At 33.7% G+C, this 16,729-nt stretch carries 16 protein-coding genes; 14 read left to right on the top strand and 2 right to left on the bottom strand.

Annotated elements, in window-relative coordinates; translation table 11 throughout:
* Positions 1 to 328: 328 nt before the first annotated feature.
* Positions 329 to 619: an HU family DNA-binding protein gene (locus EL260_RS06040; protein ID WP_002984212.1), complete on the bottom strand. Its 291-nt coding sequence runs from the start codon at positions 617 to 619 to the stop codon at positions 329 to 331.
* 258 nt (positions 620 to 877) lie between these two features.
* Complete coding sequence (locus EL260_RS06045; protein WP_123859297.1) at positions 878 to 1,549, bottom strand: response regulator transcription factor; 672 nt, start codon at positions 1,547 to 1,549, stop codon at positions 878 to 880.
* Between the two features lie 180 nt (positions 1,550 to 1,729).
* Here EL260_RS06045 and tssO point away from each other — a divergent pair, with 180 nt between their 5' ends.
* From tssO to EL260_RS06110, 14 genes are all read left to right on the top strand, one after another.
* Complete coding sequence (tssO, locus tag EL260_RS06050; RefSeq protein WP_123859298.1) at positions 1,730 to 2,263, top strand: type VI secretion system TssO; 534 nt, start codon at positions 1,730 to 1,732, stop codon at positions 2,261 to 2,263.
* An 18-nt stretch (positions 2,264 to 2,281) separates the two neighbouring features.
* Complete coding sequence (locus EL260_RS06055; protein ID WP_123859299.1) at positions 2,282 to 2,806, top strand: type VI secretion system transmembrane protein TssO; 525 nt, start codon at positions 2,282 to 2,284, stop codon at positions 2,804 to 2,806.
* Positions 2,807 to 2,857: 51 nt separating this feature from the next.
* The gene (locus tag EL260_RS06060; RefSeq protein ID WP_123859300.1) at positions 2,858 to 3,769 is read left to right on the top strand and encodes a PKD domain-containing protein; all 912 of its coding nucleotides are present in this window, start codon (positions 2,858 to 2,860) and stop codon (positions 3,767 to 3,769) included.
* A gap of 47 nt (positions 3,770 to 3,816) precedes the next feature.
* A complete protein-coding gene (gene tssR / locus EL260_RS06065) occupies positions 3,817 to 6,222 on the top strand; it encodes a type VI secretion system protein TssR domain-containing protein (RefSeq protein WP_123859301.1) in 2,406 nt (801 codons plus the stop codon).
* A gap of 414 nt (positions 6,223 to 6,636) precedes the next feature.
* Positions 6,637 to 7,044 carry a type VI secretion system tube protein TssD gene (gene tssD / locus EL260_RS06070; RefSeq protein ID WP_045493871.1) on the top strand — a complete coding sequence of 136 codons (408 nt, stop codon included), beginning with the start codon at positions 6,637 to 6,639 and terminating at the stop codon, positions 7,042 to 7,044.
* A 170-nt stretch (positions 7,045 to 7,214) separates the two neighbouring features.
* Positions 7,215 to 9,146, top strand: coding sequence for a type VI secretion system Vgr family protein (locus EL260_RS06075; protein WP_123859302.1), 1,932 nt, complete (start codon positions 7,215 to 7,217; stop codon positions 9,144 to 9,146).
* A gap of 3 nt (positions 9,147 to 9,149) precedes the next feature.
* Entirely contained in the window at positions 9,150 to 9,272 is a 123-nt protein-coding gene (locus tag EL260_RS26100; protein ID WP_262696996.1) for a hypothetical protein, read from the top strand.
* A 147-nt stretch (positions 9,273 to 9,419) separates the two neighbouring features.
* On the top strand, positions 9,420 to 10,919 hold the full coding sequence (locus tag EL260_RS06080) for a hypothetical protein (protein WP_123859303.1): 1,500 nt from the start codon (positions 9,420 to 9,422) through the stop codon (positions 10,917 to 10,919).
* A gap of 4 nt (positions 10,920 to 10,923) precedes the next feature.
* On the top strand, positions 10,924 to 11,334 hold the full coding sequence (locus EL260_RS06085) for a toxin-antitoxin system YwqK family antitoxin (protein ID WP_123859304.1): 411 nt from the start codon (positions 10,924 to 10,926) through the stop codon (positions 11,332 to 11,334).
* A gap of 4 nt (positions 11,335 to 11,338) precedes the next feature.
* Positions 11,339 to 11,767: a hypothetical protein gene (locus tag EL260_RS06090; RefSeq protein WP_123859305.1), complete on the top strand. Its 429-nt coding sequence runs from the start codon at positions 11,339 to 11,341 to the stop codon at positions 11,765 to 11,767.
* A gap of 105 nt (positions 11,768 to 11,872) precedes the next feature.
* The gene (locus EL260_RS06095; protein ID WP_123859306.1) at positions 11,873 to 13,237 is read left to right on the top strand and encodes a zinc metalloprotease; all 1,365 of its coding nucleotides are present in this window, start codon (positions 11,873 to 11,875) and stop codon (positions 13,235 to 13,237) included.
* Positions 13,237 to 13,914, top strand: a complete 678-nt coding sequence (locus EL260_RS06100) for a hypothetical protein (RefSeq protein WP_123859307.1) — start codon at positions 13,237 to 13,239, stop codon at positions 13,912 to 13,914. Before EL260_RS06095 ends, EL260_RS06100 begins: the two co-directional genes overlap by 1 nt.
* 36 nt (positions 13,915 to 13,950) lie before the next feature.
* Positions 13,951 to 15,723 carry a hypothetical protein gene (locus EL260_RS06105; protein ID WP_123859308.1) on the top strand — a complete coding sequence of 591 codons (1,773 nt, stop codon included), beginning with the start codon at positions 13,951 to 13,953 and terminating at the stop codon, positions 15,721 to 15,723.
* A gap of 391 nt (positions 15,724 to 16,114) precedes the next feature.
* Positions 16,115 to 16,723: a hypothetical protein gene (locus EL260_RS06110; RefSeq protein ID WP_123859309.1), complete on the top strand. Its 609-nt coding sequence runs from the start codon at positions 16,115 to 16,117 to the stop codon at positions 16,721 to 16,723.
* Positions 16,724 to 16,729: the final 6 nt, after the last annotated feature.

Consider the following 16,729-nt stretch of genomic DNA (forward strand, 5'->3'; position numbering starts at 1 on the left):
GTATTGTTCTAGATTAATTCATCTATTAAATATAAGGATTTAGAATGAAAACCATTATATTTTTGTTAAAATAATATTTGAAGCCATCCGTTTTCCGCGGAATCTTATAGTTGCAAACAAAAATATAGTCGGTGAACTTTAAAAATTTAAAACCACCAACTATATCATTATATTGTAAATCTCGAGAAAAAGAGATTATTTTTTCTTATGTCTGTTTGCTCTTCTTCTTTTCTTTCTTTTGTGAGTCGCAACCTTGTGTCTTTTTCTTTTCTTTCCGCTTGGCATAATTTTAATTTTTTAGTAACTAGTTAATATTCAGTTAATGTTCTTATTTTACTGCAACTTTCGTTTTTACTTTCTCAACAAAAGATTTTGAAGGTTTGAAAGCAGGAATGTTATGAGCAGGAATCTCAATCGCAGTGTTTTTAGAAATATTTCTTCCTGTTTTAGCAGCTCTTGTTTTAATGATAAAAGATCCAAAACCTCTCAGATAAACGTTATCCCCATTATACATAGAAGTTCTGATCTCCTGCATAAAAGCTTCTACAACTTTCTGTGTTTCATTCTTTTCTGTTCCCAACTTATTTGAGATGGTGTTTACCAATTCTGCCTTTGTCATTTCCTTATTTTAATTTTAAATTTTAGGTGTGCAAATTTAGTTAAAAAAATTGAATACTAGCAAATTAGTGGCAAAATATTTTTGTTCAAATAGTTGAGCTATTAATGTATATGCTATATTAACGCAGGTTCGAGATAATTTAACAATAAAATAATATTGTAGTATAATGATGAAAAATCATCAATAATAATAAGAAATGGAACGTATAGCAATGAACTTATAAGAGCTTTCTGCTACACACTCTATATCCCATAATCACTACATGCTGGAATTGTAGTATCCATTTTCCACACAGAAACGGATAAGATGAAGTTTAGTCTTTAATCCCAGTTTCTCCGTAAGACGGTTGATGTAAGTATCAATCGTTCTTGTACTCAGATTCAGTTTTTCTGCAATTTCTTTATTACTGAAACCTTCATAACAAAATCTCATAAGCTGTATCTCAGCCGGAGAAAGCTCTTCCTGTCCTTTCTTTTGCCGGTCCATATATTCCTGTACGGCAAGCGGCTGCTGCTCCCACTTCTTCGAATAGGCCTGGTAATCAAACTCATCAGAAGCAATACTTCCTTTAATGATATCTTTAATAATGGTACTGTTCTTCTGGCAGTAGTATATATTGGGTATTCTCGACAGAATCTCAGCCATATCCTCCTGATAAGTACCAGAATAAGTGATAATGGGCGTTTCTGCGTTGTTTTTCCTTATATATTTAATGGCTTCAATTCCGCTTAATACCGGCATAAACAGTTCTATGATGAATACATCTTCTTGTCTTCTGTAAATTCTGTTCACAAGCTCGTGGCCATTGTTACAGTCGTTCAATAGCATATAGAAAGGGTTTTCCATCAAAGTTTTGATCATTATTTTTTTAAAATAAAAATCACTGTCTGCAATAGAAAAGCGCACGGTATTAGATAATATTTTACTCATTCTTAATATCGATTTGGCAAATGATATTCAAAATTCAGAGGCCTAATTTATGAAAAACTTATTAAAGAGAAAATTAATATTAATTTAAACCGGGATTTCACGAATGCGTGACAGGGAAAATACGTATTGTGCATAAAATTTTTTTTTTATATTTTCACAGGCCAAACAAATCGCAAATATATGTCTTCGAACAGGGAAAAAAAATTGAACAAATCTGACGTCAGAACGGGCATTTGGAAGTTTATCCTTTCATTTGTTGTTTTGTCCGTAGTATCCTTTAGTTGTTTGTACCTCTTCTTTAAGAGCTATGATATACAACGTGAGGGGATAAGTCGTGAAGCTGAAGCTTACAAAGAATTAATGCGCAGAAGTGATATGCTGAAAGATAATGTGGATGAAATTTACGAAAAGATGACCCAGCTTGATATGAACAAGGTGGAAAATGAAGTTTTTCTCAGAACCAATATTATGGATAACGTTGAAAATGTTAAAAGTATTATGGGGAAAGACAGTACAAAAAGCTTTAAGCACTATGCTACATTAATGAAGCAGATTGGTCCTATGCTTACCCTAAAGACTAAGATTAGTGGGGTAGAATACAAAAAGAAAACAGTTATCAGAGATCTGGATGAATGCATGGGAAAAGTAAGCAGAGCCAATAATGAGCTTAGAAAAGATCCTACAAGAAATTTCACAGGAGGCAGAAGAAGATAATAAATAAAAGATAAAGATATGCAAGGACAAATTACACTATCTAAGAAGGAAAGGCATTATCAGTTTTTTTATTTAATACTGATGCTTGTAACTGCCATGATATTTTTGGGAGTTCTCTTTTTAAAAGGATTTGAATCTCCATTTTCTGATGAAGACGTAAGAGGAATTCAGAATCTTGAACAGAAGGCTGAATTTGAACAACACCAAAAGATCATTATTCCTATCATGGACAGTACATATACCATGATAAGCAAACTTACTGATGAGGCTCCACAGCCTTTTGTGGAAAATAATATCTTTATAGGCATAAATGATCTGAATGACTATTTTAAACGTCATGATATGGTGGATACCCGAAAAGATGCTTATCCACAAATTGCTAAATTCTATAAGATGTATTACGAAGATAAAAAGGTGATTTCTACCACTTCGGAAGATATCAAAAGATTTGAAAAGCAGGTAGAGGAGTGCAGAATAGGATTTAAGGATAAGCAGGACAAGATTTATCAGCGTAAGAGTGATTTGAAAGCTCGTACTCAGTAAACTAATAATGAATTTAGGAACTTTAAATAAAACACATCACAATTATTAACTATGAATTATTTTCAAAAGAACAAAAAGAACATTATTATCGGTGTTATTGCAACATTGCTCATCGCAGCACTTGTTGCACTTTGGCTGCAGAAAAAAGTGATCCATTCTGCTGATGATATTGTTGCAGTAGTTTATCCCTCTACATTGTCGGTAGGAGATACCCTTTTATTTGAAGATAAAACTCAGTTTGCCAAAACCAAAAGATGGAATTTTGCAGACGGAACAACTTCTGATAAAAACAGTGGGATTCACTTCTATAATAAACCTGGATATTACCAGGTAAGTTTGATTGTTGACAACAAATACACAAAATCATTCCCGGTAATGGTAACTGCAAGAAGCGTCAAACAATCTAAAGACACTACAAAGTCTAAAACAATTATAGAAGCTCAGACACAGGCAATGCAGAATGAGAATGTACAGTTCCGTGCTGTTTCCAACGCAGCCCAATTTGCATGGAAGTTTGGAGAAACAGGAAATACGGATTCTAAAGATAAGCTGGCTATCTATGCTTATAAAAAACCTGGAGATTATGTGGTAACCCTGTATACAGAAGAAAGTCAGGAGCCTATCTACCACCGTATCAAAATTCTTCCAGCTTATAACTCTTTGGAACAGGAAGAAGTATCTATAGAAGATTCTTATGCAAAAGTTGATAACGATTTCAAATATCATTTACAGCAGATTGCTAATGGCAACAGTTTTAATATGCATTATAATTACTTGTTGAAAACTTATCTGTGTAACAATGAAAACACAGTGGTAAAAGTAAATGACAGTAAAGTAAATAACTTCTATATGTACTGTGCGGGTCTTCAGTTTGATAAAAATACTGTGATACAGACCGTGAAGGTTAACTTAGATGATACACAGAACTGTGTAACGAAAGTAGATATAAACCAAAGCAAATAATACCATTCGGATTTCCGGATGTACCAATCATAAAAAGATAAAATAGGATGAAAAATAAATTTCCTCTAGCAGCATATTACATAGGATTATCTGTATTATTAACGAGTTGCCAGGTTAAGCTTCCTTCAAAAAAGACGCCTGAGCCCTCTCAATATGGAAAGGTAGATAATTCAACAGTTGTCAACGGCTATCCTAAAAAATCCGTTCCATGGATTGTTATTTCAGACAGGTCAAGAAATACGGCTTACTTGGATAAAGATGATGAAAAATCATATAAAGAAGTAAAATTTTTGGAGCCTTTAATGGTGTTGAAGCATAGAGACGGAATGGTAAAGGTCGCGGAATATGTTCCAGATGCTTTAATGAAAAAAGTCTCTTCAAAGTCTATTAAAACCTACGGCTGGATCCATGAGTCTGACCTCCTTTTATGGAATAACTCATTGAAAAGCGAAAGAACAGGATATCCTGTAAGAGTAGCGGTAGTGCCTAATAACAGTGAGGTCATTAAAAGCGCTGAGAGATACTATAAGAATGACTCTATCATGGTGTTTAACTCACCAAGTCTTATTGAAGCAGCCAATGTTAAGATCCCTAATGGGCAGATGGTATATGTTTACAAACAGGCTGAAAATAACAAAAGGTTTCTGGTAGGTAAAAAACCGTCAATTGATATTGATAGTATAGGGAAAGGTCTTTACGGATGGGTGAGTTCCAATGTCATCTCTACATGGGGTGAGCGTTCAGCTATCAAACTTAAAAATACAACAGGAATTAATGATACCGAATTGGGAGTACGTGAAGGATATCCAGGTGCTTCAGGTTCAGATGCAGAAAACAGAACTGCTATTCTTCTTACAGATGTCAATAAGAGAAAACCTTTAGAAAACATTTTCCCGGTAACCCTGGCTTTAAATGAGGCTCCAACTCCGGATTCCAAAACCAAGTATTTTACCAATATTCTCGATTATAGTAAAAACTATGTCTTTAATGTTTTGGGAGAACCTATCTATTTCGACCGATATAGAGAAATTACAGACCGAGATAAAAACATCAACATCGTTTTTGCTTTGGATATAAGTGCGGGGAATGCACCTTATGCACCTATTGTAAAATCATTGTTACAGGATCTTCAGCTAAGATTTGAGAAACCTTCGTATTTCAATAATGTAAAATATGGAGTGGTTTTATATAAAAATAATCCTTGTGGTAACAATACCGCAGTTTCCAACCTAAGCACAGATTACAGTAAAATCACAACATTTATCGATCAGAAAACGAACGAAATGAACTGTAGCAGCAATAATGGCTACCAGCCGGTAGGAGAAGCTCTTACGGCAGCTGGAAACCTTCTTTCGAATGTTCCTGATGAAACCAATATTGTCGTAACTGTGGGTACCTCTGCTAACCAAAGTGGAAATATGTACAGTGTAATAGGTTCCCTTACCCAGGCTCAGGCAAGATTGATTATGTTCCAGACCAGTGCAAGGTCTTCAGATACGTATAATGACTTTGTTTTAATGGCTGAAAATGTGGTAACCAATACCGCTAAAAATATTGCAGAACTTAAAAAGCAAAAAATTATTAACCAATCTGATGTTCTTACCAAAAATAACTTCAGCCTGGTAGAAGGCGATGAAGGATTTTTCTCTTTAGCTTATCCTAAGCAGAGCATGTCTCAGGGATTTGTGATCTTTCCTAAAAAAGGAGATATAGCTACTCCGGGATTCCTGAAAAAATCAGTAGACAGTCTTATTGCGCAGGTTACTTTAGATAATCAGAATGTTGATAAGTCACTTAATGAATATTTCCACTCCTCTGTAGGGGCTGGGAAAACAGATGTGGATTTAAAATATAAGTACTTGTATCCGGGACTTACTAACCCTGTTTCTGCAGGAATTGCAGCACAGCTGATTAACTACGGAAATCCATTCCTTGTAAAAGGATATTTGCCTAAAGAACTTAAAGAAATTACACCGAGTATAGAAAAAGGAATTCTTATTTCTGAATCGGAATATGATAACCTTAAAGCTTTCTATTCTGAAGTATATAGAAATACTGAGCCTGATAAACCTGGCTTCAGCCAGTCAAAAGCGATCAAGGAATATGTAAAACTGTTAAAGAAATACAATCCAACGATCAAGTTTTTAGATAAAGGTGACCTTTATGAATTGCCAATGTCTTATGCCATTGGAATGAGTACCGGATTTGATCTTTCTGAAGAAGAAATATTGGCTAAGTTCAAGCTTAAAGGCTGGAGAAAATCAAAAATAGTTCGTAATGAAACGGTAAGAACCTATTTCCATAACTATAAGGAATTGGCAGAAAGAATGCTGAATCACAGAAATAATCCTGCAGTAAAAATCCAGCAAAACGGACAAACCTTCTATTGGCTTAGTGAGTTCTTTACTCCGACTATGACCCAAACAGAAGCCCCGGAATATACTAAACATTAATGATTCGTTTTATCATAATAAAAAGCAGAAGTAATAGTACTTCTGCTTTTTGTTTGTCGTATATGAAATGAAAGATTTTTAAATGAATTTAAACAATAACTTTTTCTTCTGATTTTTGATATGAAATTTTGAAGGAAAATCTTGAATTTTCGAAGAGATGAAGCCATTTATTTCTCATTTGAGTGTAAAAGTATGTTTTCTCCTTAATTGGGGATAAAATTTAAAATGCTTTATTGGTGGTTGTTATGGATTGATTTATAAATCCAGTATCGTAGAATTACTACAAAAAGTCGTAGAACTACTACAATTTTTCAAATTTATAGTGAAAAGTTTTTTTTAGCGAAAAAGACCTTTTATATTTGCTAAACAATCACTGAATCACAAAATATTACTAACGATTAAAATTTACAAATCATGGCAGAAAGAAATTCGAGAGGAATCTTAAAATTTAACAACGGAGAAGGTCAGAAATTATTAAAAATGAACTACAGCGTATCAAGATCAACTGATGTATCAGGACGTGTAGCATCAGACCCTTCTAACGCACTTATCAAAGTTACAGTAGAAGCTACTGAAAAATCAGATATCTTAGAAAGTTTATTGAACGGGAAATATAAGCCGACAGTAGGAGAAATTACTTTCAACAAATCTCACGAAGAAGGAACATTAATCACTTTGAACTGGCAAAATGGGTATGTAATCCAACACCAGGTAGAATTTGATGCTGTAGACAGCAACAGCATGTATATTAGCTTCATCGTGAGTGCTGAAACTATCAGCTATGGTAATTCTGAGTATGCTGGACTTTGGCCAACAAGCTAACATTGTTACACATTATCAACATTCATATAAAAAAAGACTGTCTCTTTTAAAGACGGTCTTTTTTTGACTGACATCAAATTTTAGATTGATTAATTATTTCATATCTTATTGATATGATGACTATTTCGTAAAATATTGCTATCTTTAATACTAAACTAAACACAAAGCATATGAAAACCGAAACAAAGACAAAGGGTTCTTCTTTCCGTCCTTCACAGAATGCTGATGGGATATCAGAAAACCATCATGCAGGGATCAACCGGTTGGTAAAACTTTCACTGGTTGTGGAGGGGAAAATTATTAAGTATTACAAACACTTCACGCTTAAGCAAAAAGCGAGTCACCATCACGAATTCAGCCTTACCCTTGCCCATGATGCATTGGGAGACAGGCAAAGCCATACCCTTGAGGAGGCAAATAAGTTTTTGGGAAAACGTCTTACTGCTATTATTTCCTATAAAGATATTGATAATAGTCCTGAAAGAAATTTCGTAGGATTAATTACCAAAGTAGGATTCAGTCAGGAAAAGATGAGTCTTGGAAATATTGTACTTTCAGGATACAGCCCAACGATCCTATTGGATGGTGCTCCCCATATTCAAAGTTTTGGAGGCGGACAGCCTGTTAATATGGGAATCATTGCTGAAGAAGTAATTAAACAAGGAATTGATAAAGGACGTTTTGATATCAGAGTAGATACCAATGACTATTCTCAGATTATTTACAGCAGCCAATACAACGAGACTCATTATAACTACCTTGCAAGAATGGCAGAAGCCTATGGTGAACAATTTTACTATGACGGAGAAGTTCTTCACTTTGGAAAACTTCCACCACAGAATAAGCCTATAAAACTCACTTACGGCAGCAATGCTGACGACATAAGGGTAGAATTAAAGGCTGTTCATACAAAACCACAATACTACGGCTATAACAGCAGTAAAAATGAGAAATTAACATCGGGTGACACTCCTGTTAATCATTTGGGAGATCTTGCAAAAACAGCATATAGTCATAACGATAAAATCTATAAAACACCGGCACTTCAAGTGGCCCCAATTAAAGCATCCACTCACTTAGATGTAGAAAATTCTCAGAGGAGTACTGCAGGAAGTGAAGCGGTGAGTGTATTTTCAGTTTCCGGCTCTACTACAGTACCATTCCTTCATCCGGGATGTGTGGCAGATATTCACATGAGAAAGCCGGATAGTAACGAGACTTCTTATTTTACCAAAGTTATGGTTACAGAAGTTGTTCATGAAATTGATACTATTGGACATTATAAAGGGTCCTTTGAATCAATTGCAGCAGATACAGGATTTTTACCAAAACCTGAATTTAATGTTCCTATTGCACAACCTCAGATCGCAACGGTAATTGCTAATGCAGATCCGGAAGGACAAGGAAGAGTACAGGTAAGATTCGACTGGCAGATGAATGATACCACTCATTTTGTGAGAGTAATGACCCCTGATGCAGGAGGAACTGATAAGATTACTCAAAACCGCGGGTATGTCGCGATTCCTGAAGTAGGAGACCAGGTAATGGTCAACTTTGTACATAGCCATCCGGACCGTCCATTTGTAATGGGAGGAATGTTCCATGGAGGAATTGGTCTTGGAGGAGGTGCAGACAACCGTGTCAAATCTATCCAGACAAGAAGTGGGCACAGAATTGTTTTTACTGAAGATGAAAGCATCATTATCACAGATAAAAGTGGCAACGAAATCCACCTGGATACTACAGGAAGCAATATCAATATCACTGCACCGGAGACCATGACCCTGAACTGTAAGAATATGAACATCAATGTAGGTGAAAATATGACGACAACGGTGGGAATGAATAAATCTAACAGTATTGGATTGAACCATACTGAAAACGTAGGAGCCATGAAGCTTACTTCCGTCGTTGGTGATGCAAGTATGTTTATTACCGGAAAATTAACTGAAATGATCGATGGAGATGTGCTGAGCGAAACCAAAAAAGAGCGACATGAAGTGAGTGAAAAAGATATGAATATCCAATCCGGAAAATTTGTTAATAAACACGCTCAGGCAGAAGTACAGAACAATAGCGGAGAGAAATCAAAAGCACATTAAGCCATGAGCAGAACGAGAATCGTTAAAGGTATTTATACCAAGATTTCTCAGGAAGGCCATAGTATGTATTCCAATGCCAATATTATAACAAATGCCGGAGCAGCAATAACAGAAACAGGGGTATAGAACGGAGTAAGCTATGGTGACCCGAAGAGCCCCCCTTTTATTGAATTTGAAACAGGTGTTGAATTATATATTGAATTTGAGCCTTTACCTGCTTACAATGGCGAGTTTGGCTTTGACTGGCTTAATACAGATAGTTCTGATAACATATTGAAAATACAGACCGATGATATAGCGAATTTGGAATTTATCTTCGATGGGTCCAAACAAGAATATGTTTCTATAAGCTCTAGTCCTGATTTAAAAAATGGGATTAAGAAAGATTATAATAAATTCCCTCTAAAAGTACCTTACTATATTCCTTGGCTGAGCTTAATGAAGCTTAATCAAGAAATAAAGCTTAACATGGTATGTAAGCCAATAAAAGCAGGTGATGATATAAGTAAAGCTGAAATTTCCTTTGGGAAAAATGAGTATTATGAAGTGGATATTGATGGTAAAAAGAACGAAAATATAAAATACATACCAGACGGAAAACCAAAGGAAATTATCATAAAATGTATAAAAGCTTCTAAAGAAATGGGGATTGTTGCAGTAGACAAGGATAAAAAAGAAATTGGTAAAATTACAGCAATCGACAATACAATAATTTATGATTTACCAGTTAGATTAGTTTGTGTAGTAAAAGATTCTCCAAATAAGGAAGCTGAGATTTCCCAATTGATTTCAGATTTTAAAACGGATAAAATAGAAGAGTATTTAAATCAAAATTCTCTTAATCAGGCATTGATAAAGACAACGGTAGAAATAGATAGTAAATATCGTATTGCTTTTGATGAAACAACCTGGAATGGCACATTTTATAATAAAACAGGAAATTATTTTACTAACAGGAAAGATACTGCCGGAGGGAAAGTATCTTATATTGATGATGATGGAGAGGAACAAAAAGATGCAGAATATGAACATATTTTGGATAAATTCTTAAGAGAGTATAAAACAAATTTTGAGGCAGATGGGAAAAAATTTAAAGGTATTTTACTTTTTATTACAAATATCGATAAAGACCCAATTGATAACGAAGGTGGTGTGAGCAGAACTCAACCAGTAAATTTTCGGGAAGCAATCGTTTTTGGTTCCAATTTAAAGAATAAATCTACATATGCTCACGAAATTGCTCATGCGCTAGGATTGGAACATTATTTTTGGAGAGATTTAGAATATAAGCAAGAACTAGAAAAGCTGAAATCGAGATTGTTTAAAAATAAACAAACCACAGCTAGAAATAAAGAAATTACAAAAGGGAATGAAGCTGCTTTGAAGAAAAACAAGGAAAATATCAGAATTAGGCAACAAGAAATTGACAAATGGACCAACGAAAAAAAGAAACCTGATTATCCATATAAAAAAGAAGCTCAAGATAGGATAGATAAATTAGAAAAGGAAAACTCTGAAACTCGAAAAATTAATAAGGATATTCAGGAGAAAATTGATGAAGGGAAAGTTAATATTGAAAAGGGTGAAAAGCAAATAAAACAAGATGAGGATAATCTAAAGGTCTATAAGGAGAACAAATATAAATTTAAAGAAAAATTGACTCTAAATGTTATGGACTATTCTAGTACTAGAAACATATTTATAAGATGGCAGTGGCAGGTCATGCAGAATGATGTGAAAAGTTATTATGGCTCTATAATTGAAAATAAATAATATTATGAAACTATATATTTGCTTTTGTTTTATATTTTCTTTTTTTTTAAATTCTTGTGCACAACAAAAATTTGAAAAACCACCAAAACATGATAAAAATAAATTAATTGATAAACTACCCCAAAAATTATCTTATTATTTTAATTCTTCAGAATTGAAAAAAAATGTTGATAGTTTGTTCTGTTTGAATGCCAATGATAAATGCAACATAATTGATGGAAAAACAACCCTTTATTCATATTATCAAACCTCAGGAAATGACAATCCTAAACTTGTTCCATATAATTTTGCAGAAGGAGAATTCTTAGAGGGAAGATATCAAGGAATCTGGAAGTATTATGATAAAAACGGAAAAGTCATCAAAAAAGAAAAATGGGATAATGGAAAGTTAATGTATAGGAAAGAATATAAATAATATTATGAAGAGTTTATTTTCCTTATTTTTTTGTTCAATAATTTTTTTAAACTCTTGTGCACAGCAAAAAGTAGAAAGACCACCAAAATTTCCTCCAAAAAAATATACGGAAATTAAAAAAGGGAAAAAAATAGAATCTGTTCCAAAACCTACCTATGTTTTAACTTTAGGAAAGTTAAAACAAAATAAGGATAGTTTATATTGTGGGAAAAATGATGATGAATGTAATATAATTGATGGTAAAATTACATTGTTTAGCCCCAGTATAGCAAGGGGTGACAATGCAAGTGTAACTGAACGACTTTATGCAGAAGGAGAATTTATGAAAGGAAAATATCAGGGAATCTGGAAATACTATGACAAAAATAAAAAAGTCATCAAAAAAGAAAAATGGGATAATGGAAAGTTAGTGTATAGGAAAGAGTATAAATAATATATAAAGAAGAATCTACTCAATAAATATTATGTTAGGAGTATCTTTTTATAAAGGGATGTAAAAATAAAAACAGGGATTACGAAAAATCAAATATCATACATTATGAGTAGGACGAGAATCGTAAAAGGCACTTATACTAAAATATCTCAGGAAGGACACAGCATGTATTCTAACGAGAATATTATTACCACCGCCGGATCTGCAATAACCGAAACCGGGGCTACTGGTGGTGTAAGCTATGGAAACCCCTCAAAACCATCCGCTGGAAAAGTGATGGCTAAATGTTTAGTGAAATTCAGGCCTCATGATAAGTACAAAGATAATCCAGATTTTGGTTTTGACTGGTTAAGAGAAGGAGATTCCGGACAACCGGGAGATAATTGGTTCGGAGCTGTCATGGGAAAGTATTATGAAGCTGATAATGTCACCGTGTTTAAAAATGGGAACAGTTGGAATACCAATTTCCACAAAGATCTCAATATGTATGACAAAAAGCTGAAAAGCTACAAAAGCCTTTCCATTTCCTGGAAGAAAGTCAATAAAACACCTTATCTGTATCCAATACCGGTGCTTACATTACTGAAAGGAAAATCAGCATTGTTAACCCTTAAAATTGAAATTAAAGAGAAACCTCAAAAGCTGACTTTTGAGTTCAAAGATAAAGAAGCCGAAAAATACCTGTCCCTCAACCTTAAAGAGATTGGAGTGATTAAAGTAGGGAAATATGATAAGTCCAATTACCTGAAAATAACCTGTAAGGAACAGTTTAGCAAAGAACAAATGTTATATGTAAAAGCAGATGGAGAAGTCTGTGGTGCCTTAATCATTCATCCCAATTCTGCAGCGCATATCAAAAAGATTTCTGCCCTTTTTATTTCCGTAAAAACCGATATTAATGACGTTATTAAAGTAGGAAAGCCCAAACCGGGCAGTCAGCAGTATTTTACAGAATGCCTGAATCAGGCGTTGGTATCCCCAACCATTCAGAATTCTTTTTCTATTGATTGTACAGGGAATCTTCTGTATAATGCCTTCAGATTCAAGTTCTGTAAAAAGATTAACGGAAAGTATTATATAAATGATTCCTCTGGCTTAAGGGACTATCTGGAAGGGAAATTTAAGGATAAATACGGCAGCCAGTATGATTCGCATTTCAAAGTCTTTTTTATAGAAGATGTCTATCCGGGGTGGAAGAATGGGGCAATTGCTTCATATACCAATGGCTTTTCATTTTTTAATACCACTTTTACCGTTCAGTTTTATACCCATTCAAAAGAAACGGTTGCCCATGAATTAATGCATGCGCTGGGGCTTCCGCATACTTTTGATGGGAATGCTCCGGCAAAGTATACTTACGAAGCTTATAAAACAAACAATCTTATGGACTATTGCCACCATATACAAATCCCCAGAATAAGTGTTTTTAAGTGGCAATGGAAAGTGTTGAACTCTAAAATTATGCTGTAATGAAAAAATTATTAATTTACCTTTCCATATTATGTTTTGTAATATGCACCTGCCAGTCTAAAAAAGAAGAAACTCAAAAGAATCACAAAACGAGTACTATGGTTGAAAAATTTGATTTTGATTTATTTAAAAAATACCAGGAAAGTAACGGAATACTGGAACTGAAAAGCGGATACACCATTTTATCAATGTCTGCTCCGGAAAAAGATGAAGCAGGAACTTTGGAAGAATTACTTCCTAAACCATCATTCTTGTATGCTTATAAAGAATTTTATCCTAACGGAAACTTGAAGAAAAAAGAAACCAGAGTAAGTGAAACGGTGAAAGTAGAAAAATCCGAATACTATGACAAAAGCGGAAAGCTTGAGAAAACGGTAGATGAAAATCAAAATTACGGTAAGATAAAGTATCAGGATGTATTGAATTTTCTGGATAAAAAAGGGTATATTAACCTTAAAACAGGAGCTGGAAGATTAAATGATGACGGAACCCATAAATATGATATTGTATATGATCAGGATATTCCTGTCTGGAATATTATGATCATGCAGGGAAAAAAACTTTCAGAAAAAGAACTCATGGAAATCATGAAAACATCTCCCGGTGAACCTGCTGCCTGGAAGCCTGTGGTCTATCAGATGGATGCCAATACCGGTAAAATCATCAGTGAAAAATAATAGTTGACATTACGGAAATTTTAATACCAGTAAGCTATGAGTAGGACGAGAATTGTAAAAGGAACTTATACCAAAATATCTCAGGAGGGACACAGTATGTATTCCAAAGGAAATATTATTACCTCTGCTGGAGAATCTGTAACAGAAACTGGTGTAGAACAAGGGGTAAAATATGGAGACCCCGAAGATTCTCCTAAAAGAAAAGGGAGAATTATTGATATTCTTATGTTTGTCGCTGGAACTACAGATCCTGGAAATACTGAAGGAACGAAACATAAGGCCAATACAAGCTATTGGAAATATATTGATGAAAAGACCAAAGAAGAAACAAAGGAAAGTTTAAATAATTTATGGAATAAAATCAAGGAACTTAGACCTCAGTTTACTGATTTGCATATTGAAGGGGATTTTTTTAGTTGGTCTGGTGACAATGATACTAAGGAAAGAATCAAAGCTTCCGAAAGATTATTTGATCTGCTGTTAAGGGTATATCCCGGCTGGAAAAATCAGGAGGTACATTTGCATCTCATTGGTCATTCACATGGTGGTAACGTTATTAATCAGTTTACAGAGCTTATCTCCAGTAAGGATATGATTGCAAAATCCAGTATTTTGAAGCCTCGTAAGATTACAGAATTTCCTAAAGAATGGAAAGTTAAAAGTATAACGTATTTATCAACTCCTTTTTTCCAGAAGAAACATCAGTTGAATCATGGAAAATTACATAAAGACTGTAAGATCATTAACGTTCATAATGAGTATGATCTGACCCAACAATTGATTGCAGACTTCAGTTTGACCAATTTAGAAGGCTTATTGAAGTCTTTTCAGGTAGAGAAATTTAAAACGGGTATAGAGACATTGAAAAGTGTAAATAACGATACTATTTTAACTTATCTTAAGGGGATAGGTCTTCCCAATAGCCATAAGAAAAGAGCAATTCCGGCATGGAAAGAAATGGCAAAAGCTTTTTTAGGAATAAATATGATGACGAAAGAGTTTATCCAATATATTGATTCTCTAAAAATTGAAAATTCTAACCTGCAAAAAGAAAAAGATTCGTTTATTAGCCTTTTAAATAATCTCTTACGATGGACCTATGATGTTTATAATAATTATAATGCCGGCATAACAAAAGGGTATGATAAGGTGACATGGGCACAAAATTTAAATCTGACACAGGGGCTGAGGGTTTTAAATATTTTGTTTGACATTAAAAGCAGTCCAAAGGATAGCTATCTCTTAAGTTTATTAGCGGGTGTATTTGGAGAAAATAAAGGAATCACTGATAGTATTGACGAAACATCCTGGACTCCCAAAAAGCAAACCAAAGGACTTTCCATTATAGATGTGCCTATTTTTGAAAATGATCCTTATAATTCCAGAAATAAGAGAAAAGAATTTAATGCTTTTTTAAAAGGAGCACAAGGTGCAGTACATGCCCGGGAGCTGGAAGATTTGTTGATGAGGTTATTTAGTCAGTTTATTAAACCCCTTGAATTGAAAAAGATTATTGGCTATATCGATGATGCTGAATATATCGTAACAGGAAATTTAGACGCACAACTTAAAATTTTAAGAGGAAACCTTAGACGATATGATACCTTTGTCACAAGATATTATGCGGGGTTAGTTACAGAGCAAGATGAAGAAATATTTAAGGATGATATGAAAAAACGACCGGGTTCACTGGCATATTTAGCTATGGCATCTCATAGCTTAAGCCATACCCAATTGTGGGGGAAAGTTGAGGAAGGTTTAAAAGGTGCATTCAGTTCTGAAAAAAAAGCAAAATATAACAAGAAATAAATATATGGGAAATAGTAAGAAAAATATTATTATAAGTTTATTGATATTTATTTTATGTACAATTATTTTGTCTGGCTGGTATATTTTATTACATAGATATGAAGAATTAGTAAATGCAAAAAGTATTGGCAAAGTCGTTATAAATGTTGGTCTCATTGGAGCAATTATTCCAGCAATAATATTTTCTCTAATATATTATCTATCTAAAATCATATTAAATAGGTTATTACTCACTTTTCTGATCTTTATATTGTTTATTTTTTTACTATTTTCAGTCTACTGGCTTACCGTAAATATGGTATTCTATCATATAGATGATTCTAAATCTTTTTTACAATCATTATTAGAAGCATTTTAACTGCCATGTTTTATTAATCTGTTAAAAATAATTATGAAAAAAATATCATCATCCATTGTTATATTTCTTCTCTTGGCCAATGTTAATTTATATTCACAGAAAGCTGCTAATAAAAACAATTATACATCTCTGATACAAGAAGAAATAGGCGATTTAAATAATGATAAACGCAATGACAGGATTATGGTAGAAATGGATGTGATAGATGATACCAGGCCGGTAAGAGTACAGATATTTCTCTCCCAGCCTGATAAGAAACTTAAACTGGTCGTTTCTTCTACAAAAATTATTGAAGATGAATATCCGGCTGATAAAAACGGAAAACATAATGGTAATGTAATTCCGGATTTTTTTATTGAGGATGGTATATTAAAAATGCTTACTGATATTAATAACCGGAAAAGCAGCTATGAATTTAGACTGAATAAAAATAATTTTGAATTGGTAAAAATATCACGGGTAATATGGGATGGAAAAGATACCACTTTTGAAACGAGAATTGACTTAATAGCCAAAACGAAAATTGAGTATGAACAGGTAACAGGTTCTGAGAAACTCTTCAACAAAAGGAAAAAAGAACTAAAAATCAATGCTTTGCCGAAAATACAGGATTTAAGTTTTTCTGATTTGGAAAAGTTTTAAAACTTC

It is taken from the genome of Chryseobacterium nakagawai, from assembly GCF_900637665.1.
GTDB classification, from domain to species: Bacteria; Bacteroidota; Bacteroidia; order Flavobacteriales; family Weeksellaceae; genus Chryseobacterium; species Chryseobacterium nakagawai.

What these genes read in the sequence shown, in the direction of transcription:
- EL260_RS06040 (WP_002984212.1), bottom strand. Translation starts at nt 619, where the DNA reads ATGACAAAGGCAGAATTGGTAAACACCATCTCAAATAAGTTGGGAACA.
- EL260_RS06045 (WP_123859297.1), bottom strand. Translation starts at nt 1,549, where the DNA reads ATGAGTAAAATATTATCTAATACCGTGCGCTTTTCTATTGCAGACAGT.
- tssO (WP_123859298.1), top strand. Translation starts at nt 1,730, where the DNA reads ATGTCTTCGAACAGGGAAAAAAAATTGAACAAATCTGACGTCAGAACG.
- EL260_RS06055 (WP_123859299.1), top strand. Translation starts at nt 2,282, where the DNA reads ATGCAAGGACAAATTACACTATCTAAGAAGGAAAGGCATTATCAGTTT.
- EL260_RS06060 (WP_123859300.1), top strand. Translation starts at nt 2,858, where the DNA reads ATGAATTATTTTCAAAAGAACAAAAAGAACATTATTATCGGTGTTATT.
- tssR (WP_123859301.1), top strand. Translation starts at nt 3,817, where the DNA reads ATGAAAAATAAATTTCCTCTAGCAGCATATTACATAGGATTATCTGTA.
- tssD (WP_045493871.1), top strand. Translation starts at nt 6,637, where the DNA reads ATGGCAGAAAGAAATTCGAGAGGAATCTTAAAATTTAACAACGGAGAA.
- EL260_RS06075 (WP_123859302.1), top strand. Translation starts at nt 7,215, where the DNA reads ATGAAAACCGAAACAAAGACAAAGGGTTCTTCTTTCCGTCCTTCACAG.
- EL260_RS26100 (WP_262696996.1), top strand. Translation starts at nt 9,150, where the DNA reads ATGAGCAGAACGAGAATCGTTAAAGGTATTTATACCAAGATTTCTCAG.
- EL260_RS06085 (WP_123859304.1), top strand. Translation starts at nt 10,924, where the DNA reads ATGAAACTATATATTTGCTTTTGTTTTATATTTTCTTTTTTTTTAAAT.
- EL260_RS06090 (WP_123859305.1), top strand. Translation starts at nt 11,339, where the DNA reads ATGAAGAGTTTATTTTCCTTATTTTTTTGTTCAATAATTTTTTTAAAC.
- EL260_RS06095 (WP_123859306.1), top strand. Translation starts at nt 11,873, where the DNA reads ATGAGTAGGACGAGAATCGTAAAAGGCACTTATACTAAAATATCTCAG.
- EL260_RS06100 (WP_123859307.1), top strand. Translation starts at nt 13,237, where the DNA reads ATGAAAAAATTATTAATTTACCTTTCCATATTATGTTTTGTAATATGC.
- EL260_RS06105 (WP_123859308.1), top strand. Translation starts at nt 13,951, where the DNA reads ATGAGTAGGACGAGAATTGTAAAAGGAACTTATACCAAAATATCTCAG.
- EL260_RS06110 (WP_123859309.1), top strand. Translation starts at nt 16,115, where the DNA reads ATGAAAAAAATATCATCATCCATTGTTATATTTCTTCTCTTGGCCAAT.